Source organism: Microbacterium maritypicum, assembly GCF_041529975.1.
In the GTDB taxonomy this organism is placed as follows: Bacteria; Actinomycetota; Actinomycetes; order Actinomycetales; family Microbacteriaceae; genus Microbacterium.
Window position 1 is genome coordinate 1,903,194 of record NZ_CP168030.1, and the last position, 23,611, is coordinate 1,926,804.

Annotated in this window: 18 protein-coding genes; 5 read left to right on the forward strand and 13 right to left on the reverse strand. The window is 70.4% G+C overall.

Going from position 1 to position 23,611, the window contains the following annotated elements; genetic code table 11:
• The first annotated feature begins 37 nt into the window (after nt 1–37).
• Entirely contained in the window at nt 38–1,615 is a 1,578-nt protein-coding gene (gene metG / locus ACCO44_RS09295; protein WP_372469355.1) for a methionine--tRNA ligase, read from the forward strand.
• An 18-nt stretch (nt 1,616–1,633) separates the two neighbouring features.
• The gene (locus ACCO44_RS09300) at nt 1,634–2,512 is read left to right on the forward strand and encodes a TatD family hydrolase (protein ID WP_262002540.1); all 879 of its coding nucleotides are present in this window, start codon (nt 1,634–1,636) and stop codon (nt 2,510–2,512) included.
• On the opposite strand, the gene ACCO44_RS09305 is transcribed toward ACCO44_RS09300, so the two are convergent.
• The gene (locus ACCO44_RS09305; protein WP_372469356.1) at nt 2,491–3,756 is read right to left on the reverse strand and encodes an MFS transporter; all 1,266 of its coding nucleotides are present in this window, start codon (nt 3,754–3,756) and stop codon (nt 2,491–2,493) included. The genes ACCO44_RS09300 and ACCO44_RS09305 overlap by 22 nt on opposite strands.
• 67 nt (nt 3,757–3,823) lie before the next feature.
• Here ACCO44_RS09305 and rsmA point away from each other — a divergent pair, with 67 nt between their 5' ends.
• From rsmA to ACCO44_RS09320, 3 genes are read left to right on the forward strand one after another with little or no spacing between them, the layout of a single operon-like run.
• Nucleotides 3,824–4,684: a 16S rRNA (adenine(1518)-N(6)/adenine(1519)-N(6))-dimethyltransferase RsmA gene (rsmA, locus tag ACCO44_RS09310; protein ID WP_372469357.1), complete on the forward strand. Its 861-nt coding sequence runs from the start codon at nt 3,824–3,826 to the stop codon at nt 4,682–4,684.
• Nucleotides 4,681–5,748, forward strand: coding sequence for an L-glyceraldehyde 3-phosphate reductase (mgrA, locus tag ACCO44_RS09315; RefSeq protein ID WP_372469358.1), 1,068 nt, complete (start codon nt 4,681–4,683; stop codon nt 5,746–5,748). The genes rsmA and mgrA overlap by 4 nt, the downstream gene beginning before the upstream one ends.
• Nucleotides 5,749–5,755: 7 nt before the next feature.
• Entirely contained in the window at nt 5,756–6,688 is a 933-nt protein-coding gene (locus ACCO44_RS09320) for a 4-(cytidine 5'-diphospho)-2-C-methyl-D-erythritol kinase (RefSeq protein WP_372469359.1), read from the forward strand.
• 15 nt (nt 6,689–6,703) lie between these two features.
• Here the strand turns inward: ACCO44_RS09320 and ACCO44_RS09325 are convergent, their stop codons facing one another.
• The 12 genes from ACCO44_RS09325 to ACCO44_RS09380 form a co-directional block, all read right to left on the reverse strand.
• Nucleotides 6,704–7,165 carry an Lrp/AsnC family transcriptional regulator gene (locus tag ACCO44_RS09325; protein WP_029262625.1) on the reverse strand — a complete coding sequence of 154 codons (462 nt, stop codon included), beginning with the start codon at nt 7,163–7,165 and terminating at the stop codon, nt 6,704–6,706.
• A 200-nt stretch (nt 7,166–7,365) separates the two neighbouring features.
• On the reverse strand, nt 7,366–9,048 hold the full coding sequence (locus tag ACCO44_RS09330) for a PucR family transcriptional regulator (RefSeq protein WP_372469361.1): 1,683 nt from the start codon (nt 9,046–9,048) through the stop codon (nt 7,366–7,368).
• A 120-nt stretch (nt 9,049–9,168) separates the two neighbouring features.
• Nucleotides 9,169–10,275: an o-succinylbenzoate synthase gene (gene menC, locus ACCO44_RS09335; RefSeq protein ID WP_372469362.1), complete on the reverse strand. Its 1,107-nt coding sequence runs from the start codon at nt 10,273–10,275 to the stop codon at nt 9,169–9,171.
• Nucleotides 10,272–11,144, reverse strand: a complete 873-nt coding sequence (locus ACCO44_RS09340) for a GNAT family N-acetyltransferase (protein WP_372469363.1) — start codon at nt 11,142–11,144, stop codon at nt 10,272–10,274. Before ACCO44_RS09340 ends, menC begins: the two co-directional genes overlap by 4 nt.
• On the reverse strand, nt 11,141–12,244 hold the full coding sequence (locus ACCO44_RS09345; protein WP_372469364.1) for a M20 family metallopeptidase: 1,104 nt from the start codon (nt 12,242–12,244) through the stop codon (nt 11,141–11,143). The genes ACCO44_RS09340 and ACCO44_RS09345 overlap by 4 nt, the downstream gene beginning before the upstream one ends.
• On the reverse strand, nt 12,244–15,576 hold the full coding sequence (locus ACCO44_RS09350; RefSeq protein WP_372469365.1) for a serine hydrolase: 3,333 nt from the start codon (nt 15,574–15,576) through the stop codon (nt 12,244–12,246). Before ACCO44_RS09350 ends, ACCO44_RS09345 begins: the two co-directional genes overlap by 1 nt.
• Before the next feature lie 19 nt (nt 15,577–15,595).
• The gene (locus ACCO44_RS09355; protein WP_372469366.1) at nt 15,596–16,639 is read right to left on the reverse strand and encodes an ABC transporter ATP-binding protein; all 1,044 of its coding nucleotides are present in this window, start codon (nt 16,637–16,639) and stop codon (nt 15,596–15,598) included.
• Nucleotides 16,636–18,579, reverse strand: coding sequence for a dipeptide/oligopeptide/nickel ABC transporter permease/ATP-binding protein (locus ACCO44_RS09360; protein WP_372469367.1), 1,944 nt, complete (start codon nt 18,577–18,579; stop codon nt 16,636–16,638). The genes ACCO44_RS09355 and ACCO44_RS09360 overlap by 4 nt, the downstream gene beginning before the upstream one ends.
• Nucleotides 18,576–19,574 (reverse strand): ABC transporter permease, encoded by a 999-nt coding sequence (locus tag ACCO44_RS09365; RefSeq protein ID WP_372469368.1) that lies wholly within the window; start codon nt 19,572–19,574, stop codon nt 18,576–18,578. Before ACCO44_RS09365 ends, ACCO44_RS09360 begins: the two co-directional genes overlap by 4 nt.
• A gap of 21 nt (nt 19,575–19,595) precedes the next feature.
• Nucleotides 19,596–21,191 carry an ABC transporter substrate-binding protein gene (locus tag ACCO44_RS09370; RefSeq protein WP_372469369.1) on the reverse strand — a complete coding sequence of 532 codons (1,596 nt, stop codon included), beginning with the start codon at nt 21,189–21,191 and terminating at the stop codon, nt 19,596–19,598.
• Between the two features lie 64 nt (nt 21,192–21,255).
• Nucleotides 21,256–22,140, reverse strand: a complete 885-nt coding sequence (locus ACCO44_RS09375; RefSeq protein WP_372469370.1) for a serine hydrolase — start codon at nt 22,138–22,140, stop codon at nt 21,256–21,258.
• Nucleotides 22,137–23,525, reverse strand: coding sequence for a serine hydrolase domain-containing protein (locus ACCO44_RS09380; RefSeq protein WP_372469371.1), 1,389 nt, complete (start codon nt 23,523–23,525; stop codon nt 22,137–22,139). The genes ACCO44_RS09375 and ACCO44_RS09380 overlap by 4 nt, the downstream gene beginning before the upstream one ends.
• Between the last annotated feature and the right edge of the window lie 86 nt (nt 23,526–23,611).

Below are 23,611 nucleotides of genomic sequence, written 5' to 3' on the forward strand. Positions count from 1 at the left end.
GCGTAACCACCGGTGCCCGGACACCTAGAATTGCTCCATGCCCGCAGGCGAATCCTTCTACATCACCACGCCCATCTACTACCCCTCCGACGTGCCGCACATCGGTCACGGGTACACGACGGTGGCCGTCGACACGCTCGCACGGTGGCACCGCCAGGCGGGGGATGACACCTGGATGCTCACGGGCACCGATGAGCACGGCCAGAAGATGCTGCGCGCCGCGGCAGCCAACAACGTCACCCCTCAAGAATGGGTCGACAAGCTCGTCACCGAGAGCTGGTTCCCGCTGCTGACGACGCTCGACGTCGCCAACGACGACTTCATCCGCACCACGCAGGAGCGCCACGAGACGAACGTGCAGACGTTCTTCCAGCGCCTGTACGACCGCGGCTACATCTACGCCGGCGAGTACGAGGCGCTCTACTGCGTGGGCTGTGAGGAGTTCAAGCCCGAGTCGGAGATCGTCGACGGCACCGGTCCCTTCGAGGGGCTGAAGGTCTGCGCGATCCACTCGAAGCCGCTGGAGCTGCTGCAGGAGAAGAACTACTTCTTCAAGCTCAGCGAGTTCCAGGACCGCCTGCTCGAGCTCTACAAGACGCAGCCCGATTTCGTGCGCCCTGATTCCGCGCGCAACGAGGTCGTGTCGTTCGTGAGCCAGGGCCTGAAGGATCTGTCGATCTCGCGTTCGACCTTCGACTGGGGCATCCCGCTGCCGTGGGACGAGTCGCACGTCATCTACGTGTGGGTCGATGCGCTGCTGAACTACGCCACGGCCGTCGGCTACGGCTCCGACGAGGAGACGTTCGCGCGTCGCTGGCCCGCCTACCACGTGGTCGGCAAAGACATCCTGCGCTTCCACGCCGTGATCTGGCCCGCCCTGCTGATGGCTGCCGGCCTCGAGGTGCCCCAGGGTGTCTTCGCGCACGGCTGGCTGCTGGTCGGCGGCGAGAAGATGTCCAAGTCGAAGCTCACCGGCATCGCGCCGACCGAGATCACCGACGTGTTCGGCTCCGACGCGTACCGCTTCTACTTCCTCTCCGCGATCGCGTTCGGTCAGGACGGGTCGTTCTCGTGGGAAGACCTGTCGGCCCGCTATCAGGCCGAGCTCGCGAACGGCTTCGGCAACCTCGCCTCGCGCACCACGGCGATGATCGAGAAGTACTTCGAAGGCGTCGTGCCGCCCGCGGCCGAATACACCGAGAAAGACCTCGCGATCCAGAAGATCGTGGCGGATGCGGCGGCGAACGCTGATGCGTCTATCGCGCAGTTCCGCATCGACGAGGCGATCTCGTCGATCTGGACGATCGTCGACGCGCTCAACGGGTACATCACCGAGAACGAGCCGTGGGCGCTCGCTCGCGACGAGGCTCAGCGCGGTCGCCTGGGCACCGTGCTGTACACCTGCGCCGAGGGTCTGCGTGCTCTCGCGGTGCTGCTCTCGCCCGTGATGCCGCAGTCGACCGAGAAGCTCTGGGTCGCACTCGGTGCCGCCGAGACCCTGGGTCGTCTGCAGGGCCAGCCGATCCGCGAGGCCGGAGCCTGGGGCGTGCTGCGCCCGGGCACCAGCGTCAACGGGCTCGCACCGCTGTTCCCCCGGGTGGAGTCCACGGCCTGAGCAAGGTCGGTCACGGAGATGTCGGGGACCTATGTGCAGCGCCGTGACGGCGACGGACGCAAGGATCTGAAGTATCCGGCCGCTCCCGAGCCGCTCACGGTCCCGGTGTACGACAACCATGCGCACCTGGAGATCGTCGACGGCGATGACCCGCTGTCGCTGACCGAGCAGCTCGACCGCGCGGCGGCGGTGGGCATCGCCGGGGTCGTGCAGGCTTCCGGTGACATCGAGTCGTCGCGGTGGGCCGTCGAGGCCGCGGCATCCGATCCGCGCGTGCTCGCCGCCGTCGCCATCCACCCGAACGATGCGCCGACGTACGCCGAAGAGGGCCGGCTCGACGAGGCGATCGCGGTGATCGACGAGCTCGCCGCGCACCCGCGCACGCGGGCGATCGGCGAGACGGGCCTGGACTTCTTCCGTACAGAGCCCGAGCGGCAGGCGCCGCAGTTCGAATCGTTCGAGGCGCACATCGCGCTGGCGAAGAAGCACGGCATCGCTATGCAGATCCACGACCGCGATGCGCACGATGCGGTGCTGGAGACGCTGAGCCGCGTCGGCGCCCCCGAGCGCACGGTGTTCCACTGCTTCTCGGGCGACGACGCGATGGCGCGCGTCTGCGCCGATGCCGGGTACCACCTGTCATTCGCGGGGAACGTGACGTTCAAGAACGCCCAGAACCTGCGGGACGCGCTGAAGGTCACCCCGCTCGATCGCCTCCTGGTCGAGACGGACGCGCCATTCCTCACCCCGGTGCCGCTGCGGGGTCGTCCGAATGCCCCGTACCTCGTGCCGATCACGGTGCGCTTCATGGCGGCTGAGCTGGGTATCGAGGTCGATGAGCTGTGCGCCCAGCTGGCAGAGAACACCCTGCGGGTCTACGGCTCGTTCGCCGACTGACTCTCGGGTTCTTCCACGGGCTTCGCCGACACGATCTGCGAGATCGGCTTCCACACCAGCAGCAGCGTGAGCGCCGCGCCGACGAACGCGAACCACCACGGTGCCGTGAGGCCCCAGACCTGGGCGATCACGCCGCCGAGCGCCTGGCCGACGACCATGCCGCCGAACACCCCGACCATGTTGACGGAGGCCACGCGCCCCTGCAGCTCGGCGGGCACGAGGCGCTGCCGCACGGTCGTGGAGATCGTGCCCCACACGAACGCGTAGGCGCCGAAGAAGAACATGATGACCAGGGCCACCCAGCCCGTGGTGGTGAGCGCGAACGACAGGTGCATGAGCACCTCGAGCGAGAGCACCACCCGCATCAGCGTCGCGAACGACACGTGCCGCTCCAGCCAGCCGAAGCTGAGTGTGGCGAGGATGCCGCCCGCCGCGGATGCCGTCGTGAGCGCGCCGTAGCCGACCGCGCCCATGTGCAGGTGTTCGGTCGCGTACAGCACGAGCACGCCCCAGGGCGCGGCCCACGTGATGTTGAAGACCAGGATGATGAGCACCAGCATGCGCACCGGCGGATTGCGCCACAGCCAGCGGATGCCCTCGGCGATGTCGGTGTGCACCGGCGGGTGCGTGTCGGTCTCGCGCGGCGGGACGGGCGTCTTCGCCATACGCGAGATGAGCACGACCGCGAAGCTCACGCACACGACCTCGAGCAGGAACGGCCAGGCGGTGCCCGCGGCGAACAGGAAGGCGCCCAGCGGCGGGCCGGCGAACTGGTTCGCGACGAGGTACCCGGCCTGCAGGCGGGCGTTGCCGATGCCGAGGTCGGCGGGCTTCACCAGCATCGGCAGCAGCGTGCTGCCCGCCGTGTCGACGAAGACCTCGGCGGTGCCGTAGAGGAAGGCGACGGCGAGCACGATCCAGATGTTCGCGACGCCCGTCACGAGGAACACGCACAGGGCGAGGAGGACCACGGCCCGCGCGGCATTGGCGAACATGACCAGTCGGCGGCGGTCGAAGCGGTCGGCGATCGCCCCGGCGTGCAGGCCGAACAGCAGCCAGGGGAGGAACTGCAGGATCGCGCCGGATGCCACCAGGATCGGCGACGACGTCATCGACGCGATCAGCAGGGGAGCGGCCGCGAGGGCCACGCCGTCGCCGATGTTGCTGGTCCACGACGAGGCGAGGAGCCAGCGGAAATCGCGGCCCATGCGGCGGGGCGCGACGAGTTCACCGAGGAAAGGCACCAGAGAAGACTACTGACGGCAGGGGACATCGGCGGGGGTCACCGGGAGAGTGGGGGAGAATGGCAGGATGACCGTCACCCTGCTCGGCGCCACCGAGATCCGCCGACTCGCCGCCGAGCTCGACGTCACCCCGACCAAGAAGCTCGGCCAGAACTTCGTCACCGACGCGAACACCGTACGCAAGATCGTGCAGGCCGCCCATGTGCAACCGCATGAGCGCGTGGTCGAGGTCGGTCCGGGGCTGGGTTCCCTGACCCTCGCGATCCTCGAGACCGGGGCATCCGTCACGGCCGTCGAGATCGACCACCGTCTCGCCGCCCGGCTGGCACAGACCGCCGCCGAACACGGCGTGGAGCCCGACCGGCTCACGGTCGTCGATGCGGATGCGCTGCGCATCACCGAGCTGCCGGGCGAGCCCACGGTGCTCGTCGCCAACCTGCCCTACAACGTCTCGGTGCCCGTGCTGCTGCACTTCCTCGAGAACTTCGCCTACCTGCAGCGCGGGGTGGTGATGGTGCAGGCCGAGGTCGCCGAGCGTCTCGCCGCGAAGCCGGGGTCGAAGATCTACGGCTCGCCCAGCGTCAAGGCGGCCTGGTACGGCGAGTGGAAGCTCTCCGGGAACGTCTCCCGTCAGGTGTTCTGGCCGGTGCCGAACGTCGACAGCCTGCTCGTGGGCTTCGACCGGTCCGAGGGGGAGCGCGGCACCGAGGAGGAGCGCCGCCGCACGTTCAAGATCGTGGATGCCGCCTTCAACCAGCGCCGCAAGATGCTCCGCCAGGCGCTGTCGGGGATCTTCGGCAGCTCGGCGGCGGCATCCGAGGTGCTGATCGCCGCCGGCGTCGCCCCCACGGCCCGCGGCGAAGACCTCACGGTCGAGGACTACCAGCGCATCGCGCAGCAGGCGCCAGGGACTAATCTGGCACCGTGACCGACTCCCCCCGCTTCCGTCCCGATGTCCCCGAGCTGCACCGCCCGTACGCGGCGGACGAGAGCCGCTATCAGCAGTTCTCCTACCGCCAGGTCGGCACGTCCGGGCTGTATCTGCCGCCGATCTCGCTCGGACTGTGGTGGAACTTCGGCGACAACATCCCGCTCGATAACCAGCGCGCACTGCTGCGCCACGCGTTCGACCGCGGCATCACGCACTTCGACCTGGCGAACAACTACGGCCCGCCCTACGGCTCTGCCGAGAAGAACTTCGGGCGCATCTTCGCCGAGGACTTCCGCCCGTACCGCGATGAGCTGATCATCTCGTCGAAGGCCGGCTGGGACATGTGGCCCGGACCCTACGGCGACTTCGCGAGCCGCAAGTACATCCTCGCGAGCGCCGAGCAGTCGCTGACCCGCATGGGCCTCGACTACGTCGACATCTTCTACTCGCACCGCGTCGATCCCGTCACCCCGATCGAGGAGACCGTCGGTGCGCTCGACACGCTCGTGCGCCAGGGCAAGGCCCTCTACGTCGGCATCTCCTCGTACAGCGCCGAGCGCACGGCCGAGGCCGTCGCCGTGGCGAAGGAGCTCGGCACGCCGCTCGTCATCCACCAGCCGGCGTACTCGATCCTGAACCGCTGGGTCGAAGACGGTCTGACCGACACCCTCGAGCAGTCGGGCCTGGGCGCGATCGCCTTCACCCCGCTCGCGCAGGGGCTGCTCACCGACAAGTACCTCGGCGACGGCACGGCCGAGCGGGCGCAGAAGCGCGGCTCGCTGCCGGACGGGCGACTCACGGATGAGGCCGTACAGACGCTGCGATCGCTGAACGAGGTCGCGCAGAGCCGTGGACAGTCGCTCGCGCAACTGGCGCTGCAGTGGACGCTGCGCAACCCGGTCGTCGCCTCCGCGCTGATCGGCGCGTCGCGCCCGGAGCAGCTCGACGAGAACATCGCCGCCGTCAACGGTCCGACTTTCACCGCGGAGGAGCTGACCCGCATCGACGAGCTCGCCGGGGCGATCGACGTGAACCTGTGGGCGAAGTCCTCGGAGCTGTGATCCAATCATGAGCCACGCCGCGTCCACCGACTCCGTGCACGTGCGCGCCCCGGGGAAGATCAACGTCTACCTCGGGGTCGGCGGGCGGCACGACGACGGCTATCACGCGCTGGCGACGGTCTTCCAAGCGGTCTCGCTGTATGAAGACGTGATCGCGCGCCCGGCCGACGACTTCTCGGTCACGGTCGCCGGCGTGGAGGACATCGGCTCGGTCCCGCTCGACGACCGCAATCTGGCGATGCGCGCCGCCAAGCTGCTCGCGCTCGCCGTCGACCACCCGGGCGGCGTCGCCCTCGAGATCCGCAAAAGCGTGCCCGTGGCCGGCGGCATGGGCGGAGGGTCGGCGGATGCCGCTGCCGCTCTGGTCGCCTGCGACGCACTGTGGGGGACCGGGCTCTCGCAGGCCCGGCTGCACGACCTCGCCGCCCGTCTCGGCGCCGATGTGCCGTTCGCGCTGCACGGCGGCACCGCGGTCGGCACCGGTCGCGGCGATCAGCTCAATCCGGCGCTCGCGCGCGGACGCTTCGACTGGATCCTGGTGCCCAGCGACAAGGGGCTCTCGACGCCGGTGGTCTACGAGCGACTCGACATCCTGCGCGAGGAGGAGGGCGCCCTCGCCGACGACCCGCCGCTTTCGCTCGACGTGCCGATCCCGGTGTTGCAGGCGCTGCGCTCCGGCGACCCCGCCCAGCTCGCCGAGACCCTGTTCAACGACCTGCAGGCCGCCGCGCTGTTCGAGCGTCCCGACCTCGCCGACACCATCCGGCAGGGTGTCGCGGCCGGTGCGCTGCAGGGGATCGTGTCGGGCTCAGGGCCCACCGTGGCTCTGCTCTGTCCCGATCCCGAGACGGCGCAGGACGTGCAGTCCGCCCTGCGCGAGACCGGCCTCGACCCGCTCCACGTGCACGGCCCCGTCCCGGGCGCGCGCATCATCGGCTGACACCGATTCCGCGCCTCACTCCGCCTGCAGCAGCGCGCTCACCCGGTAGGGGATGACCTCGCGGAGGAACAGGCTCGTCGAGGTGCGGAGGATGCCGGGGCAGAGGCGCACGACCTCGGCCACGCGGTAGAGGTCGTCGGGGTCCTTGGCCACGACGCGCAGCAGCAGGTCGGTGTCGCCCGCGGGGGCGAAGCACTCCAGGACCTCGGGAACCCGGCTGAGCGCGTCGATCGCGGCGGTGATCTGATGCTGATCGAGCTCGACGAGGATGGAGGCCGCGACGCCGCGTCCCAGAGCCTGCGGAAGGATGCGCGCGCTGTGGGCGCGCAGATACCCGCCGGATTCGAGCCGGTCGAGCCGGGCGTGCACGGTGCCGCGGGCGAGCCCCAGATCCTGGGCGATCAGAGCCACCGGTCGGCGCGGGTCGCGGTCGAGCACCGTGAGGATCCTCCGGTCGGTCTCGTCGAGATTGGCCATTTCGATCACCGTCGCCTTCGTTGACTCCCACAGATTGATCGGATCGATCAATCAGAATCCACTCTATGGTCTGAATGATCGTGATGTGGTGTGATGACTGTCAGATACGCAGGATGCCGGCCACGAGCGGGCATCACGCGCACTCGACGGAAGGCCACGAGCCGCACACGCCGGGTGTCGACGGCGACCGGCCACGAGCCTCAGCCGTCGATCAGACCTCCATCGCGGGGGATGAGGAGCCGCAACTGCACCATGGCCGAGAACCGTGCGTCCGGATCGGTCAGATCGAGTCCGCTGATCTCCGACAGCCGGCGCAGCCGATACCGGAACGTGTTGGGGTGCGTGTACACGCGGGCCGCAGCCACCGCCACATCTCCGAACGCGTCGAGCCAGGCCCGCAGCGTCTCCACCAGATGCGTGCCCTTCTCCCGGTCCTGCGCCAGGAGCCGCGCGACGGGGCCGGTGGGCTGGTCGCCCCGAGAGCGGACGAGATCTCCGAGCTCGACCAGCAGGGCTTCGATCTGCACGGCCGTGAACCGGGCGACGGGCTCGCGCGAAGGCGTCTGACGCACCACTCGGAGGGCGCGGTCGGCATTCGCGCGCGATGCGGGGATGCCCGCCGCGTCCTCCGCGACGGTGCCGACGCCGATGCGGATCTCACTGGTGGCCCCGAGCCGCCCGAGGAAGTCGGTCGCGACGCGGGCCGCGCGGCTGTCCGCATCGCGGTGCTCCGCCCCGGTCTCCGCATCACCCTGTTCCGGGCGGATGCCGACGACCGCGTACACGACGTTGCCGATCACGGCGACGGCCGAGCGGAGGTAGACGGCGCCCAGGTGCACGGCGAAGGCATCGGCGATGCGCTGCCGCTCGGCCACCCCGCGGGCGCCGGCGGAGGGTTCGTCGTCGCTCTCCTCCGCTGCCGACAGCGCCAGCACGACGCATCGATGATCGCTGAGACGCAGCCGGGCGGTGGCATCCGCGGCCCCCGGACCGCCTTCGAGGATCGTGGCGAGCAGGTCGGCCCGCAGCCGGCGCTCGACATCGGCACCGGCCCGCAGCCGCAGCATGTGCAGGGCCACCAGGCCGGCGGAGTCCTTCAGCGCGCGCACACGATCGGGGGATAGAGGTTCCTGGACCGCGGCCCAGATCGAGCCGAGGATCTCGTCGCCCGCGCGCACCGCGAGCGCCACGCGCGGGAACGAGGGGAGTCCTTCGGTGTTGTTCACGGGGCCGACGTCGATCGGGTCCACGCTGCGGTAGAGCTCCTGGAAGACGCCGCGCTCCTCCAGCTGCCGTGCGAACCGTTCGGGCACCTGCCGTCCGAGCACGGTCTCGATGCGGGCGGGGTCGGCTTCGTGCTGGCGGCCCGAGAAGGCGACGACCCGGGAGTTGCGATCCTCGATCGTCACGGGGGCGTTCAGCAGCGTCGCGATGGCGTTGGCGAGGGCGAACAGGTCACCGGAGGGCATCCCGCCGAGTGTCGTGGCTCCCTGATCGCCCACGTCGCCCTCGGCGATCAGGGACCGCAGCATCGCCGCCAGCTGCGCCCACGACGCGCCGCGGGTCAGTGCGAGGACGGGGATGCCGGTCGCCTCGGATGCTTCGCGCACCGGCTGCTCCGAACGCACGGGCGCACGCAGGACCAGGGCGGAGGCCTGCTGTGTGGCGAGGACCCGGAGGAGCTCCGCGATCTCGTCCGGATCGCTCAGGCCGACGCCGAGGACGAGCGCGCGGCGCATCGGCATCGCGTCGTCGAGGACGTCGTGGATGACGACCGTCTCGATCTCGGTGTCATCGTCGACCGCACCGCTCACCACCTCGAGCAGGGTGTTGCCGAGGTCTTCGATGACCCGGCCGAGGCTGGCGCGGGGCTTTGTCGTCACGGACATGAGCACAGGGCCCAGGCTAGGGGGCGACCACCGGTCGCGGAGCTGTGGGGCACGACGAAATCGTATCGACAGTTGGTCGATCTCGACAGGCTCGTCGTGCCCCGTCGCATCAGCTCAGAAGGTGATCCACTCCGTGCGCACCGTCACGGCATCCAGCGCATCGGCATCCGGCGTCACGCCGATGCCCGGTCCGGTCGGGACCGTCAGCGTGCCGTCCTCCACGACGAACGGCTCGGTGATGTCGCGGGAGTAGTAGCGACCGGAGCCCGAGGTGTCGCCGGGGAGGGTGAAGCCCGGGAGGGCCGCGAGAGCGACGTTCGCCGCCCGGCCGATCCCCGTCTCCAGCATCCCGCCGCACCACACCGGGATGTCGTTCGCCACGCACACGTCGTGGATGCGACGGGCCTCGAGGTAGCCGCCCACGCGGCCGGGCTTGATGTTCACGATCGAGCAGGCACCCAGGGCGATGGCATCCGCCGCGGCACGCGCCGACACGATCGACTCGTCGAGGCACACCGGGGTCGTGATGGCCTTCGCGAGCTGGGCATGGCCGAGCAGATCCTCCTCGTCGAGGGGCTGCTCGATCAGGAGCAGGTCGAACGGGTCGAGCTTGGCGAGGTGCCGGGCGTCGCCCCGGTGGTAGGCGGTGTTCGCGTCGACCTGCAGCAGCACGTCGTCGCCGAACCGCTCGCGCACGGCACGGACGGGATCGATGTCCCACCCCGGCTCGATCTTGAGCTTGATGCGCACGTAGCCCTCGTCGAGGTAGCCGTCGACGGCGTCGAGGAGCTCGGGGATCGAGTCCATGATGCCGACGGAGACGCCGCAGTCGACCCGGTCGCGCACGGCGCCCAGCTCGCGCGACAGCGGCACGCCCGTGGCCCGCAGCTCGGCGTCGAGGATCGCCAGTTCGACGGCGGCCTTCGACATCCGGTGCCCCTTGAACTTCGCGAGAGCCGGAGCGACGCCGCCCGCATGCAGGTCCTTCACCGGCGCGAGCGCCGGCAGCAGGAAGCGGGTGATCACGTCGACGCTCGCCTCGACGTACTCGGAGGAGTACAGCGGGTCGTTCATCGCGACGCCCTCGCCCCAGCCCTCGGCCTCGTCGGTGACGGCCCGCACGATCAGCGCCTCGCGCACGGTCTGCACCCCGAACGACGTGCGGAACGGTGACACCAGCGGCATCTCGATCACACGCAGCTCGAATCCGGTGAGCTTCATCCCTGTTCTCCTCTGTCGATGGTGTACGCGCCGGAGCGATCGAACGAGAGCACGCGCCCTCCGCCCTCCAGCGCAGATCCGAGCGTCTCCCGCAGCGCCAGACGCCACGCGGTCGCGCGGGCGGGCTCGGAAAGGCGCAGCGCCTCGATGTCGCGCGGCAGCGCCACGCGGACGAGCCGGGCGTCGGTGCGATGCCGGAGCGGCCCGAGGTCTTCGCCCACGCTGAGTAGTGGCTCGGCGTCGGCGACGTCTCCCGAGCCGGACGGCTCCCCGTGACAGGCGGCGACGACGCGCGGGTCGCGCACGTACCAGGTCACCAGCATCCGGTCGGTGTCATCGGCGCCGTTGAGCGCATCGGCCATGTGCCCGTAGAAGTTGCGGTGGTACGACGTCGGCGTCGCGGCGAGCTTCACGAGATTGAAGTGGGCGTTGCGGCTGATCAGCGGATCGAACGTCCAGGCGATCTCGTCGAGGCCCTCCTCGAGCGCCCAGGCGCGCTGATGCACCTTGAGCGCGAAGCCGACGCTGCGACCGCGCATCCGTGCCGAGACCCCGGCGATGTGGCTGTGCAGGGCGCGCTGATCCGGGGCCGCGAAGAAGCCGAAGCAGGCGCCGACGAGCTCGTCGTGCTCGAACGCGCCGCCCACGTAGCTGCCGGCCTTCGACAGGGCGCGCAGCGTCTCGACGTTGACCGGCGAGGTCTCGCCCTGCTTGGTCCAGATGCTCTGGAACAGCTCCGCCACCCGGGCGAAGTCCCCCACATCCTCGAGCAGCCGGATCTCCACCCCCGCCCTCGACGCGGCGGCGCTCGCCGCGTCGGCGGCCTCCTCCGGCGAGGCGCGGAAAGCTGCGGCATCCGTCATGCTCATGCCCGCGCTCCGGAGATCAGACCCTGCAGCAGCTGGATGCGTTCCGGGATCATCGCCACGATCACGTGCTCATCGTCGGCGTGGGCTCCGCCGCCCACCGCGCCGAGGCCGTCGAGGGTCGGAACCCCCAGCGCCGCGGTGAAGTTGCCGTCGGACGCACCGCCCACCGCGACGCCCTCGAACGGCGTCAGACCGGCCTCCTGGGCGATCGCCACCGCGGCGCGGAACAGGTCCGCAGAGACCTCGGGTTCCATCGGTCGACGGTTGGGGCCGCCCTCCACGCGCACCGTGGCGCCGGGAAGCGTGGCAGGGAGGGCGCGGAGCGCCGCATGCACCCGGTCCTGCTCCGCGACCGTGCGCACCCGCACGTCGACGGCGAACTCCGCATCGGCGGGCACCGTGTTCGTGGTGCTGCCGGCACGCAGGAGCGTGGGCGTGACGCTGGTCCCTGCCGCCGCGGCACCGAGCTCGGCGACCGCGAGGAGGAGGTGCGCGGCCTCCACCGCCGCGTTCACGCCGCGCTCCGGTTCCAATCCGGCATGAGCCGCCCGACCGGTGACGTGGATCCGATACAGCGAGACCCCCTTGCGGGCGATCTTCACGGCGCCGCCGTCGGCCGAAGCTTCGAGCACGAGCGCCGCCGCGCAGCCGAGCGCCTCCTGCTCGATCAGGGCGCGCGAGCTCGGCGAACCGAGCTCCTCGTCGCCCGTGATCAGGATGCTGACGCCGGTGCGGTCCGGCAGCGCGGCGACGGCGTGGAGGGCCATCACGACACCGGTCTTCATGTCGAAGCATCCCGGGCCGCGGAGCACGCCGTCGTCGATGCGGAACGGATGCCGCCGCAGGGAGCCGAGGGGCCACACCGTGTCGTGGTGACCGAGGAGCAGCACCGTGGGCTCACCGAACCGCCAGCGCAGGTGGGAGCGTCCGTCGATCACGATGCGCTCCGGCGCGACGCCCAGCAGGCGCTCGCCGAGGGCGGCGACGACATCGGCGCTGCGGGCGACGGCGTCGAGGTCATCGGACGGCGACTCGCAGGAGACCAGTGTCTCGATGTCGGCGAGGACCAGGTCGAGGTCCACGCCGGCCTGCACCGGCATCACGACACCTTCGGCGCCGCGCGGACGCCGTGGTGCAGATAGCGTTCGCCGCTGGGCAGGGAGTAGAACACCACGGCGTGCCAGGCCTGCTCGCCCTCGGGACGCATCACGAACTCGCCGCGACGCACGGGCACCAGCGGATGCTCCTGCACAGGGTCGGGGAGCATGGCGGCGAGTGGTCCGTTCAGGGTGGTGCGCATGCGCAGGCCATCGTCGTCGCGGAAGATCTCGGTGCGCACGCCCGAGCGGTCGTAGACGCCCTCGAACTCGGAGAAGTCATCCGTGAACGGCTCCTCGGGCGGCGTGAGGCCGGCCGGCACCTCCAGCGCCGCCAGCTCGCGGAAGATCTCGCCGAACAGCTCGACGTAGAGATCGTGGGTGTTGCCCCCGTTCGTCAGCAGCGTCACCGCGAGCCCCTCCTCGGGGAGGATGCGCAGGAAGGACGCCTGCCCGATCGTGTTGCCGTCGTGCCCGATGAGGCGGTGGCCGTCCCAGTCGAACAGGATCCAGCCCACGCCCCACGCATCGCCGAGCGAGTACGGGTCGGGCATGTCCACCTCACGCTCCTGCATCCGCGCCAAGGCGGCCTCGGACAGCACACGCGTCCCATCGGCGGCCAGTCCGCCTGCCAGGTGCATGCGGGCGAAGGCGAGCACGTCGGCCGTGGTGGAGTTGATGAGCCCGGCCGGGCCCATCGATCGGGGGAGCATCCAGGCGGGCGCGAGGTGTGGACCGTCTTCGTCGACCACGGTGTGCCCGCTGGCAGCCCGGAACATGATCGCCTCCTCCGGGAGGGTCGAGGAGTGGGTGAGTCCGAGGGGCGTGAACACGAGGTCGCGCATCGCCTGGTCCCAGGTCGTTCCGGTGACCTTCTCGATCACGCGCCCGGCCAGCGAGAATCCGGAGTTGCAGTACGACATGGTCGCGCCGAGCGGGTGGTTCTGTGCCACGCCGTCCAGGAGCGCGACGTATTTCTCGAGCGTGTCGTCGCCGCGGCCGGTGTCGGTGAAGACATCGCCGTCGATCCCACTGGTGTGATTCAGCAGGTGACGCAGCGTCACTGTCCGCGTGATCTCCGGGTCGGAGGACGAGAACTCCGGCACGTACGAGACGACCGGGGCGTCGAGATCGAGCACACCCTGATCGACGAGGCGCATGATCGCGGTCGTCGTCCACACCTTGCCCATCGAGCCGATCTGGAACACGGAGTCGTCGGTGGTCTCGATGCCCGTGCGCGCGTTGAGTATGCCGTGGTGCGCATATACCGGCTCCTCGCCGAGACGCAGGATGCCGAGGGTCGCGCCGGGCACCTTGTGCGCTGCGGCCAGCGCGCTCAGTCGCTGCTGCCAATGACGGGCGTCGAGGCGGGCGCGCACGGGCGTGCCAGCCGGCGGCGCGTACTGCTCGACCCAGTCGATCACGCGCTGCGAGTAGTCGGCGCGGTGCGACGGAGGACCGGAGAGCACGAACAGGTGCGAGCCACCGGGATACAGCACCAGGCGCGTGGGGACGTCGCGCTCGCGCAGCGCCGTGAACCACTGCTCGGCCTGACCGACCGGGCAGCGGTCATCGGCCGCACCCTGCAGGATCAGCGTGGGGGTCGTGACCCGGTCGACCTGCGTGAACGGGGACTGCGCGGAGAGGCGCTCCTCATCGCGCCAGGGGAGCCCGCCGTTCTCCTTCGCCGAGAGGTAGTGCCCGAAGTCGGAGGTGCCGCCCATCGAGAAGAGATCGGTGACCACGCCTCCGCCCACCGCCGCCGCGAAGCGGTCGTCGCGCGACGTGAGGAAGCAGGTCATGAAGCCGCCGTAGCTGTATCCGGTCACGGCCAGTCGGGCCGAGTCCGCGATGCCCTCGGCGACGAGCTGGTCGATCGGCTCGAGGAAGTCGTTCGCGTCGTTGACGCCCCACCCACCGGAGACCGCGGAGAAGAACGCGTCGCCGTAGCCGTCGCTGCCGCGGGGGTTGAGGGTGAGGATCGCCCAGCCGCGGCGCGCGAGCACCTGGTGGTACGGGTGGACGAGGTCGGCGGCACCGTTCCAGGCGTTGTGCGGACCTCCGTGCACATCGAGCAGGAGGGGGAGCGGGCCGGCAGCATCGGGATCGCGGCGCAACCAGCCCGTGACGACGGTGCCGTCGGCGATCGTGAAACGGCGCTCCTCCGCCGGGAGGAGATCGAATGCGGGTGTGCCGTAGTCGGTGAGGACACGCGTGGATCCATCCGTGAGGTCCAGCACTGCGATGTCGCCGAAGGATTCCGGTGTCGCGAGCGTGATCGCCGCGGAGGATGCCGCCACCGAGAGTCCTGACACGTTCGCGGTACCGTCCACGAGGGCAGTGGCCCCCGAACCGTCCGGGGCGACGCGGTACACGTGCGAGTAGCCGTTGTCACGGAGGCAGAACACGAGGTCCCCGCCGTCCGTGAACTGCGGCATGCCGCCCGGGTAGCCGGGACCACCCGGCATCACGTTGCGATCGAGACTGCGCGTGATGTTCTGCGGTTCGCCGCCGTCGACCGGGAACAGCAGGAGGTCTGCGTTGCCGACCTCGGTGTCGGTGCGTCCCGCGGCGACGACATGGCGGCCGTCCGGGGTCCATCCCACGGCCGTCGCCTGCACATCGGCGGCGCTGACCTGCACGGCCGCGCTGTTCGGGTCGGTGGCGGAGCGCACGAACACGGGGACCCGCATCGTCAGATCGGCATCGTCCTCGACGCTCGCCGAGTACGCGAGGAGTGTGCCGTCGGGCGACCAGAACGGGTCGGAGGCGTGGGAGCGGCCGCGGGTGAGGACCGTCACCTTGCCAGAGTCGACGTCGAGCACATGCAGCTGTTGCACGAGCGTGCCCAGGGTGCCCGCACCATCAGCCTTGTAGCCCAGCCGGTCGGTCGAGGCCGGCGCCGAGCGTCGGGCGAGGATGGTCTCCGTGGTCTCGTCGGGAAGCGCCGCGCCGTCGACCGGGGCGGTGAACGCGATGCGCGTGCCGTCGGGGCTCCAGGCCGGAGCGCCGGCGCCGAGCGGGAGCGTCGTGAGTCCGCGTGCTTCGCCGCCGGCGGCCGGGAGCAGCCAGAGCTGCGCCGGGCCGTCCTGCGCGCGCAGGAACGCGAGCTGTGACCCGTCGGGGCTCCAGACCGGGGTCGAGTCGGCCGTCGCGTGCGTGAGCGGGGCCGGATCGCCGCCGGTGGTCGGCACCTGCCACAGGGCGCGCGTGTCCCGGTCGCCGTCGCGGTCGGTCGTCCGCAGCACGAAGGCGATGCGGGTGCCGTCCGGTGACAGTGCCGGTTGCTCGGGGGTGCGGACGGCGAGCAGGTCGTCGACGGTGACACGGTTCATGGGAGCTCCAATCGGATGGTCAGTTCACTGTGTCCGCAGAGAGCGGGGTCGGTGTTGTGGTCGCGGCCGAAACCAGGGGGCTGCTTTGGGAGATGGGCACAGTTCCGATCGGCGCATCCGTCGGCAGCCCCGCGAAGTGGCAGGCCGCGCCCACCGTGCCCGTGGGCCGCTGCGGTTCCGCGATCACGCAGATCTGCCGATCGGGGCGCGCCGCGGGACCGATCGGGCACCGCGGGTGGAAGCGGCAGCCGCCGGGCGGGGCGTGCGGGTCGGCGGGCTCCACATCGACGGGGGCGAGCGGATCGACGGCCAGCAGGTTCCCGTGCCGGGTGGGTGCCGCCTGGAGCAGATCCCGCGTGTACGGGTGCTGCGGGTCGGCCAGCACCTGCTCGGTCGGCCCGACCTCCACGATCCGGCCGAGGTACATCACCGCGATGTGATCGCTCAGGTATCGGACGACGGACAGGTTGTGCGAGATGAAGAGCATCGTCAGGTCGAGCTCCACGCGCAGGTCGCGCACGAGGTTGAGCACCGAGCCCTGCACGGAGACGTCGAGCGCGGAGGTGATCTCGTCGGCGATCACGACCTCGGGGCGGGCGGCGAGAGCGCGGGCCAGGGCGATGCGCTGGCGCTGCCCGCCGGAGAGGGCGGCCGGGAGCGACTGTGCGCGGTCTGCGTCGAGGTTCACGAGGTCGAGCAGTCGTGCGACCTCGGCACGGCGGGCCCTGCTTCCGCGGATGTCGCGGGGGAGGGCCTCGGCGATCGATTCGCCGATGGTCATGCGCGGGTCGAGCGAGGAGAACGGATCCTGGAACACCATCTGGATGGGGCGACGGCGGCGCAAGCCGCGCACGTCCACTCCGTCCAGCGTGATGGCGCCCTCGCTGATCGGCGCGAGGCCGATCGCCGCGCGGGCGAGCGTGGACTTGCCCGAACCCGACTCACCCACGAGCCCGACGACCGACCCGGACGGGACGGTCAGGGACACATCGTCGACGGCGGTGAGGCCGGAGCGGTGCGAGCCGTAGCGCACGCTGACCCGGTCGAAACGCAGCTCGCTCATCGCAGGACCCTCTCGTCATCGGCGGCGGCCTCGTCCGCCGTCGTGGCCACCGCCACAGCGACCTCCGCCTCTCCGGTGACCGGATGCCAGCAGGCGACCCGATGCCCGGCCTCATCGGCCAGGAGCTCGGGGTCGCTCTCCCGGCAGAGGTCGGTGGCGAGGGGACAGCGGGCGGCGAACGCGCATCCGGTGGGGAGGGCGCCCGGTGCCGGCGGACGGCCGGGGATCACTTTGAGGGGCTCGTCGCGGTCGGCGTCGAGCTCGGGCACGACCTCGAGCAGGGCGCGGGTGTACGGGTGCCGGGCGTCGGTGTGCAGGTTCGCTGCGGGCAGGTCCTCGACGATCCGTCCCGCGTACATCACCAGCACGCGGTCGCAGGTCTGCGCGACGACCGCGATGTCGTGGCTGATCAGCAGGATCGCGGCGTCGGTGTCGCGGCGCACGCCGGCCAGCAGCTGCAGCACCTGTCGCTGCACGGTCACATCGAGCGCGGTGGTCGGCTCGTCCGCGATGATCAGGCGCGGGTGGTTCATGAGCCCCATGGCGATCATCGCCCGCTGCCGCATGCCGCCGGAGAACTCGTGTGGGTACTGGTGGGCGCGTCGTGCCGCGGCGGGCACCCGCACCGACTGCAGACGCTCGATCGCCCGATCCATCGCCTGCTTCCGAGTGATGTCCTGGTGCTCGGACGCGGCCTCGGCGAGCTGCGAGCCGATCCGCCTCGTCGGGTTGAACGAGGTCATCGGGTCCTGGAAGACCATCGCGAGGGAGGTGCCGAGGAGGCTCCGCACCGCGCGGTCGGACGTCGTCAGCAGCGGGGTGCCGCAGAAGTCCAGTCGCGCGGCGTCGACGTGACCCGGGCGTTCGATGAGCCGGGCGGCGGCCAGGGCGGTCAGGCTCTTGCCGGAGCCCGATTCGCCGACCACGCCGATGGCCTCGCCACGCGCGACCGTGAACGAGACGCCGCGCACGGGGGTGACCCATCCCCTCGGGGTCGGGAAGGAGACGCGCAGGTCGTCGACGAGGAGTACCGGTTCCTCGCCGTCGACCGGCGCGGGCTGAGCGGCTCGCGGACGCACGATCGCGGGGAGGCGGTGGCGGCGTCGCGCGGAGCGTCCGCCGAGCGCTGCGGCTGCGGTCTCGCCGAGGAGGTTGAACGCGAGTCCGGCGATCACCACGGCCACGGCGGGTCCGAGCGCGGCCGCCGGGTTGAGGTAGATCCGGTTCAGGCCCTCGCCCAGCAGCCGGCCCCAGTCGTACTCGGGGACCTGCACGCCCAGGCCGAGGAAGGAGAGTCCGGCGAAGGCGAGCAGTGCCGATCCCGCGGAGACGGTGGCGTTCACGATGAGCGGTTCGCCGATGTTCGGCAGGATGTGACGGATCAGGATGCGGAACCGCGAGACGCCGGCCACCCGAGCGGCGTCGATGAAGTCGCGTCCGGCGATCGCCGCGGACAGCGTCTGGGTGAGCCGCGCGAACTGCGGCGCCATCGCGAACCCGATCGCGAGGACGGCGCCGGTGGATCCGACCCCGAAGATGACCGCGAAGAACAGCGCGAGCAGGAGTCCGGGGAAGGCGACCGCGATGTTCACGAAGCCGACGATCGGGCGTCTGAGCCAGCGGGGGAGCACCGAGGGTGCGGTGCCGAGCAAGGTGCCGGCGACGACGCCGATCATCACGGCGATCACGGCGAGCACCACCGAGAGCCGGGTCGCCACCAGCACGCGGGCGAGCACGTCGCGGCCGAGCGTGTCGGTGCCCAGCAGGTGTGCGGCGCTCGGTCCCTGGGTGATCTCGGTCGGGTTCACCTGCTCGGCCTGCGCGCCCCAGACGATCGGCGCGAAGATCGCGGTGAGCGTGACGAGGAGGACGAGCGCGAGAGCGGTGATCCCCAGTGGTGAGCGGACGATGCCCGACCATGCCGTACGTGCCGACATCATGCCTCCCGGATGGTGGATCGAGGGTCGAGGAGGGCGAGGATCACGTCGACCACCAGGTTCACGATGAGCACCCCGATCCCGTAGACGAGGACGATGCCCTGCACGACCGAGTAGTCCTTGGTGAGGATCGACTGCACGATCATCGTGCCCAGGCCCGGCCAGGCGAACACGTTCTCGACCAGCACGGTGCCGGCGACCATGCCCGTCAGGAGCAGGCCGGTGAGGGTGAGGGTCGCGGTCATGGCGTTCGGCAGCGCATGGCGGGAGTAGATGCGGTGGGGCGCGAGGCGCTTGGCGCGGGCGGTGCGGATGAAGTCCTGCCCGAGGACCGAGAGCACCTCGACGCGGATGATGCGCGAGAACACGGCGATCGGTCCGACGGCGAGGGCGATCACGGGGAGGACCAGCGAGAATGGGGCGGTGTTCCCGGCGACGGGGAACCAGCCGAGGGAGACCGCGAACACGTAGACCAGGCCGACCGCGAGGAGGAACTCGGGGATCGCCGCGAGGATCACCGACCCCGTCGCGAACGCCAGCTCGAGTCCGCGTCGTCGCCCGCCGCGGGTGAGCACGGCCATCGTCACCCCGACGGGGACCGAGACCAGCAGCACGAGGAGCACCGCGAGCAGGGCGAGCTGGAGGGTCGCCGGGAGTCGCGTGGCGATGATCTCGGAGACGGGCTGGCTGGTGATCATCGAGGTGCCCATGTCGCCGGTGAACAGTCCGCCGATGTAGCGGAAGTACTGCACGATGAGCGGCTGGTCGAGGCCGAGTGCGGCCCGCTTGGCCTCGACGAGCTCGGCGGGGGCGTTCATCCCGAGGGCCGCCCGCACCGGGTCGCCGGGCACGAGGTGGATCATGAGGAAGGCAGCCGTGACCAGCACCCACACCGCGAGGACGAACTGCCCTCCGCGACGGACCAGGAAGGACACCCAGGGGTTGTCCGACCGTGCGGATCTGATCAGTATCGCGTGCGTGGCGGTGGTGCTGGCCATCGGCTGCCTCCGGTCTTCGGTCTACTCGTACATGCGGATCGACGTCGGATCTATGCCGTCGCCCTCGGTGAAGGTCGCCTTGTTCGCGAAGGTTGACCGGGTGATGTTCGCGTAGGGGACGACACTCATGGTCTCGAACAGTGCTTCCTCGGCGGCAGCCCAGTCGTCGCAGCCCTCGCTGCCGGCCTTGGCGGAGGCGGCGGTCACGGCGGCGGTGTAGTCGGCGTTGTCGACCGAGGCGTAATTGGTGCCGTTCGGGGGCGTCGCGCCCGAGTAGAACGGCACGAGCATGCTGGGCAGCGAGACGGTCAGCGGGGCGGCCGAGATGTCCCAGTCGCCGGTCGAGAAGAGCACCTCGCTGAGGGTCGGCGAGTCGACGGCGGTGACGCTGATGTCGACGCCGAGGTCCTTCCATGCGGCCTGCGCGAGTTCGGCCGCGGCGTTGCCGGCGTCTCCGAGCTGGGAGGAGTAGATCATCCGCAGGGTCAGCGTCTCGCCGTCCTTCGCGCGCACGCCGTCCGACCCGGCCGTCCAGCCGGCATCGTCGAGAGCGGCGGCGGCCGCATCGACGTCGAGCTCGGGGAGATGTCCCGAGACCGTGTCGGCGCGGCACGGGTTGGGCGAGATGGTGACGAGCCCGGTGGGGACGGTGGCGTTTCCGCTGCCGATCACCTGGCGCATCTGCTCGAGGTCGACCGCCTGCATCAGGGCGTCACGCACGGCCTGGTCCGCGGTCGGGCGGCCCTCGGCCTGGTTGAACGTGAAGGAGCCTCCGGGCGTCTCGAGGTCGGTGTGGAAGAGCCCGGCGCCCTCCGCGCGTGCACGGTCGGGGCCGATGATCAGAGCCGAGTTGACCTCACCGGACAGCAGCAGGTTGGTCGCGGTGGTCTCGTTCGGCACGACGCGGAACACCACGGTGTCGGGGAGTCCCTTCTGCGTCGGATCCCAGTCGGCCGGCCCCCAGGTGAAGTCCTCCCGGCGGGTGAGCGTGTACTGACTGTTCGGGGCGATCTCGGTCATGGTGAACATGCCGGTCGCTCCCTCGCCCTTCGCGAGCGCGTCGGGGTCGTCCATCACGGTGCTGCAGACGATCGAGATGCTGCCGATGTTCTCGATCAGGAACGAGTCGGGGCGTCCGCTGGTGACGGTCACGGTTCCGGCTGCGTCGTCGCCGACGGCGCTCGTCCCCGGCTGCACCTGCAGCCCGACGAGGGGCGAGCCGTTGGCGGGGTCGCCGATGTGGCTGATGTTCGCCGCGACGTCGGTCGCCGTCAGTGGAGTGCCGTCTTCGCAGCTGAGGTCGTCGCGGAGCGTGAAGGTGGCGGTGGTCGTGTCCGCCTCCCACTTCTCGGCGAGACCGGAGGAGATGCTGCCGTCCTCCATCACCTCGACGAGGCGGGCATAGAGGAAGCGATCGATCGAGCGCGCGACCGACATCACGGTGATGAACGGGTCGAGGCTTCCCGGGTCGGTCGAGATCACCGAGGTGAAGGTCTTGCCGTCGGCGAGGACGCCGTCGGGGCTCTCGCCCCCTTCGGGAGGGGCGCTCGCGGCACAGGACGTCAGGGCGAGCGCCGCAACGCCCAGCAGTGCGATCAGAGGTGTACGAGAACGCATCAGAAGCCTCCAGCAGTGTTCGGGATGGTGCAGGTGGGTGGTGCAGGGGGTGAAATGGTGCAGGTCAGATCGCGCGGAGGTGCTCGACGGCAGCGAAGCCCGCCCGGCCGATCGAGGCGTCCACGAGGGGTTGCCTGTCGGTGAGGGAGGTGGCGCGGGTGAAGACGGCCACCGCGTGCTGCCGGCCGTCGGGATAGGTCACCACTCCCGCCTCGTTGCGCCAGGTGGGGAGGGTGCCGGTCTTCGCCGCGATGCGGACACCGGCCGGGAAGCCCGAGGTCAGCCGGTGCGGCCAGATCTGCAGCGCCATGATGTCCCTGGCTTGACGGCACGCGTCGGCCGGTGCCGCGGTGTCGGTCCACAGCGCGTTCAGCAGCGTCGTGACATCGCGCGGCGTGGAGTGCGATGTCTGCACCGGGTGCACGGCATCCAGGGCCAGGATCTGCGCGGGCGTCGCACTCTCGAGCAGCTCGTCCAGATCGCTGTCTGCCGTGCCGCCCAGATCGGAGACGACCGAGGCGAACAGGTCTTCGCAGCACCCGACGAGCTGCGTCTGCTGCAAGCCCAGGTCGCTGATCACCCGGTTCACCGCATCCGCACCGAGCCGATGGTAGATGACATCGGTGGCGGCGTTGTCGCTCATCGTCATCATGTTCAGAGCGAGGTCGCGCCAGCTGGCCACGACGTCGTCCGCGAAGCCCGCCGTGCCCACGCCGCCGATGCGGTAGCGCGCCGTCACGGTGGTCCGTTCGGTCGGGTCGAGCTCACCGGCGGCGACCGCTCGGACGTATGCCGTGAGCACGAGGATCTTGAACACGGAGGCGAGCACCACGGGCTCGTCGGCCTCGACACTCACCTCCGGGCCGCCGTCGACGCCGATCTCCCGGGCGTGCAGGTACCCGGCGGCGTCGGCATCCGTGAAGATCTCTGCGATCGCCGCCGTGCTCATGCGTCGACCCGGCGATCGGCGCGTCCGGTGTGCAGGTACAGTGCGCGTCCGCTGCCGTCGTCGCCCACGAAGGCGTGCGGCATGCGGATCCCGTGCTCCTGCGTGCGGGGGAGCAGCGTGTCCGTCGTCCATCCGACGAGCTCGACGGGCTCCGGTGCCGGGCCCAGCTCGGCGAAGATCCCCTTCATGGTGCGGTCGAGCCAGATGCGGCCATCGTCGTCGAGGCGCACCGTCGAGTCGGAGACCGAGGAAGAGTACGTGCCGAGGATGCGGTCCACGTCGACCTCGACCGGCGTCTCGGGGATCGCGGGCAACGCGGGCATCGTGACTCCGGCCAGCGCGGCGAGCACTCGGGACGTGATGGCGTGGTAGGCGTCGACGGTCTGGCCGCCGTTGGTGAGGACCGCCACGGCGACCCCCGCAGCCGGGACCATCCGCAGGAACGCGTTCTGGCCGATCGTGCCGCCGTCATGGCCGATCACGGGGCCGCCCTCCCAGTCGAAGATCTCCCAGCCGAGGCCCCAGGCGTCGCCCATCAGGCCCAGCTCGGGGAGATCGACCTGTCGCTCCTGCATCGCCCGCACGCTCTGCTCCGACAGCACGCGAGTTCCGTCGGGAGCCACGCCGCCGTCGAGGTGCATGCGGGCGTAGCTCACCAGATCGTGCGCGGTCATCGCGAGCATCGAACCGGCCGGGGCATTGGAGCGCACGAGGCTCCAGACCGGTGCGGGAACCGGCTCGTCGCCGCTCTCCCCGGGGATGTGCCCGAGGGCGGCGCGGAACATGATCGCCTCCGAGGCCGTGGTGGCCACGTGCGTCAGCCCCAGCGGACCGGCGAGGTGGGTGCGCAGCGCCTGGTCGTACGACGTGCCGCGCAGCACCTCGACGATGCGGCCCAGCACCACGAAGGCGGCGTTGTTGTACGAGAAGCGCTCGCCGGGGGCGAAGAGCTGCGGGGCGTCGGCGATCGTGGCGAGGTACTTCTCCACGGCATCGTCGCCGACCCCGGTGTCGTTGAACAGGTCGCCCTCGAAGCCGCTCACGTGGCTCAACAGTTGTCGGGCCGTGATCGTGCGCGCCGCCGCAGCGTCGCCGATCGCGAAGGCGGGGACGGTGTCGCGCACCGGGGCGTCGATGTCGAGCAGTCCCTCGTCGACGAGCTGCATGATGAGCGTCGCCGTCCAGGTCTTGGTGATCGAGCCGATCTGGAAGACCGAGTCCACGTCGGCTTCGACACCGGTGTTGCGGTTCAGGATTCCGGCGGCCGTGGTGAAGATCTCACCGTCGGCCAGGATCGCGACGGATGCCGCGGGGATGTGCGCGTCGGCCAGCATCGCGGGAAGGTTCTCCCGCACCCAGCTGCCGATTTCGTTCAGGTCGGACACGTGCGCTCCTCTACATCGAGTGGGTCGTCGCATTCGAGGCGACGGCGATGGGCCGAGACTATTCGCGTGCTCCGCCGGCCCGTTGG

What these genes read in the sequence shown, in the direction of transcription:
- metG (WP_372469355.1), top strand. Translation starts at nt 38, where the DNA reads ATGCCCGCAGGCGAATCCTTCTACATCACCACGCCCATCTACTACCCC.
- ACCO44_RS09355 (WP_372469366.1), bottom strand. Translation starts at nt 16,639, where the DNA reads ATGAGCGAGCTGCGTTTCGACCGGGTCAGCGTGCGCTACGGCTCGCAC.
- ACCO44_RS09300 (WP_262002540.1), top strand. Translation starts at nt 1,634, where the DNA reads ATGTCGGGGACCTATGTGCAGCGCCGTGACGGCGACGGACGCAAGGAT.
- ACCO44_RS09320 (WP_372469359.1), top strand. Translation starts at nt 5,756, where the DNA reads ATGAGCCACGCCGCGTCCACCGACTCCGTGCACGTGCGCGCCCCGGGG.
- menC (WP_372469362.1), bottom strand. Translation starts at nt 10,275, where the DNA reads ATGAAGCTCACCGGATTCGAGCTGCGTGTGATCGAGATGCCGCTGGTG.
- ACCO44_RS09365 (WP_372469368.1), bottom strand. Translation starts at nt 19,574, where the DNA reads ATGGCCAGCACCACCGCCACGCACGCGATACTGATCAGATCCGCACGG.
- ACCO44_RS09350 (WP_372469365.1), bottom strand. Translation starts at nt 15,576, where the DNA reads ATGAACCGTGTCACCGTCGACGACCTGCTCGCCGTCCGCACCCCCGAG.
- ACCO44_RS09360 (WP_372469367.1), bottom strand. Translation starts at nt 18,579, where the DNA reads ATGATGTCGGCACGTACGGCATGGTCGGGCATCGTCCGCTCACCACTG.
- ACCO44_RS09375 (WP_372469370.1), bottom strand. Translation starts at nt 22,140, where the DNA reads ATGAGCACGGCGGCGATCGCAGAGATCTTCACGGATGCCGACGCCGCC.
- rsmA (WP_372469357.1), top strand. Translation starts at nt 3,824, where the DNA reads ATGACCGTCACCCTGCTCGGCGCCACCGAGATCCGCCGACTCGCCGCC.
- ACCO44_RS09340 (WP_372469363.1), bottom strand. Translation starts at nt 11,144, where the DNA reads ATGAGCATGACGGATGCCGCAGCTTTCCGCGCCTCGCCGGAGGAGGCC.
- ACCO44_RS09345 (WP_372469364.1), bottom strand. Translation starts at nt 12,244, where the DNA reads ATGCCGGTGCAGGCCGGCGTGGACCTCGACCTGGTCCTCGCCGACATC.
- ACCO44_RS09325 (WP_029262625.1), bottom strand. Translation starts at nt 7,165, where the DNA reads ATGGCCAATCTCGACGAGACCGACCGGAGGATCCTCACGGTGCTCGAC.
- ACCO44_RS09370 (WP_372469369.1), bottom strand. Translation starts at nt 21,191, where the DNA reads ATGCGTTCTCGTACACCTCTGATCGCACTGCTGGGCGTTGCGGCGCTC.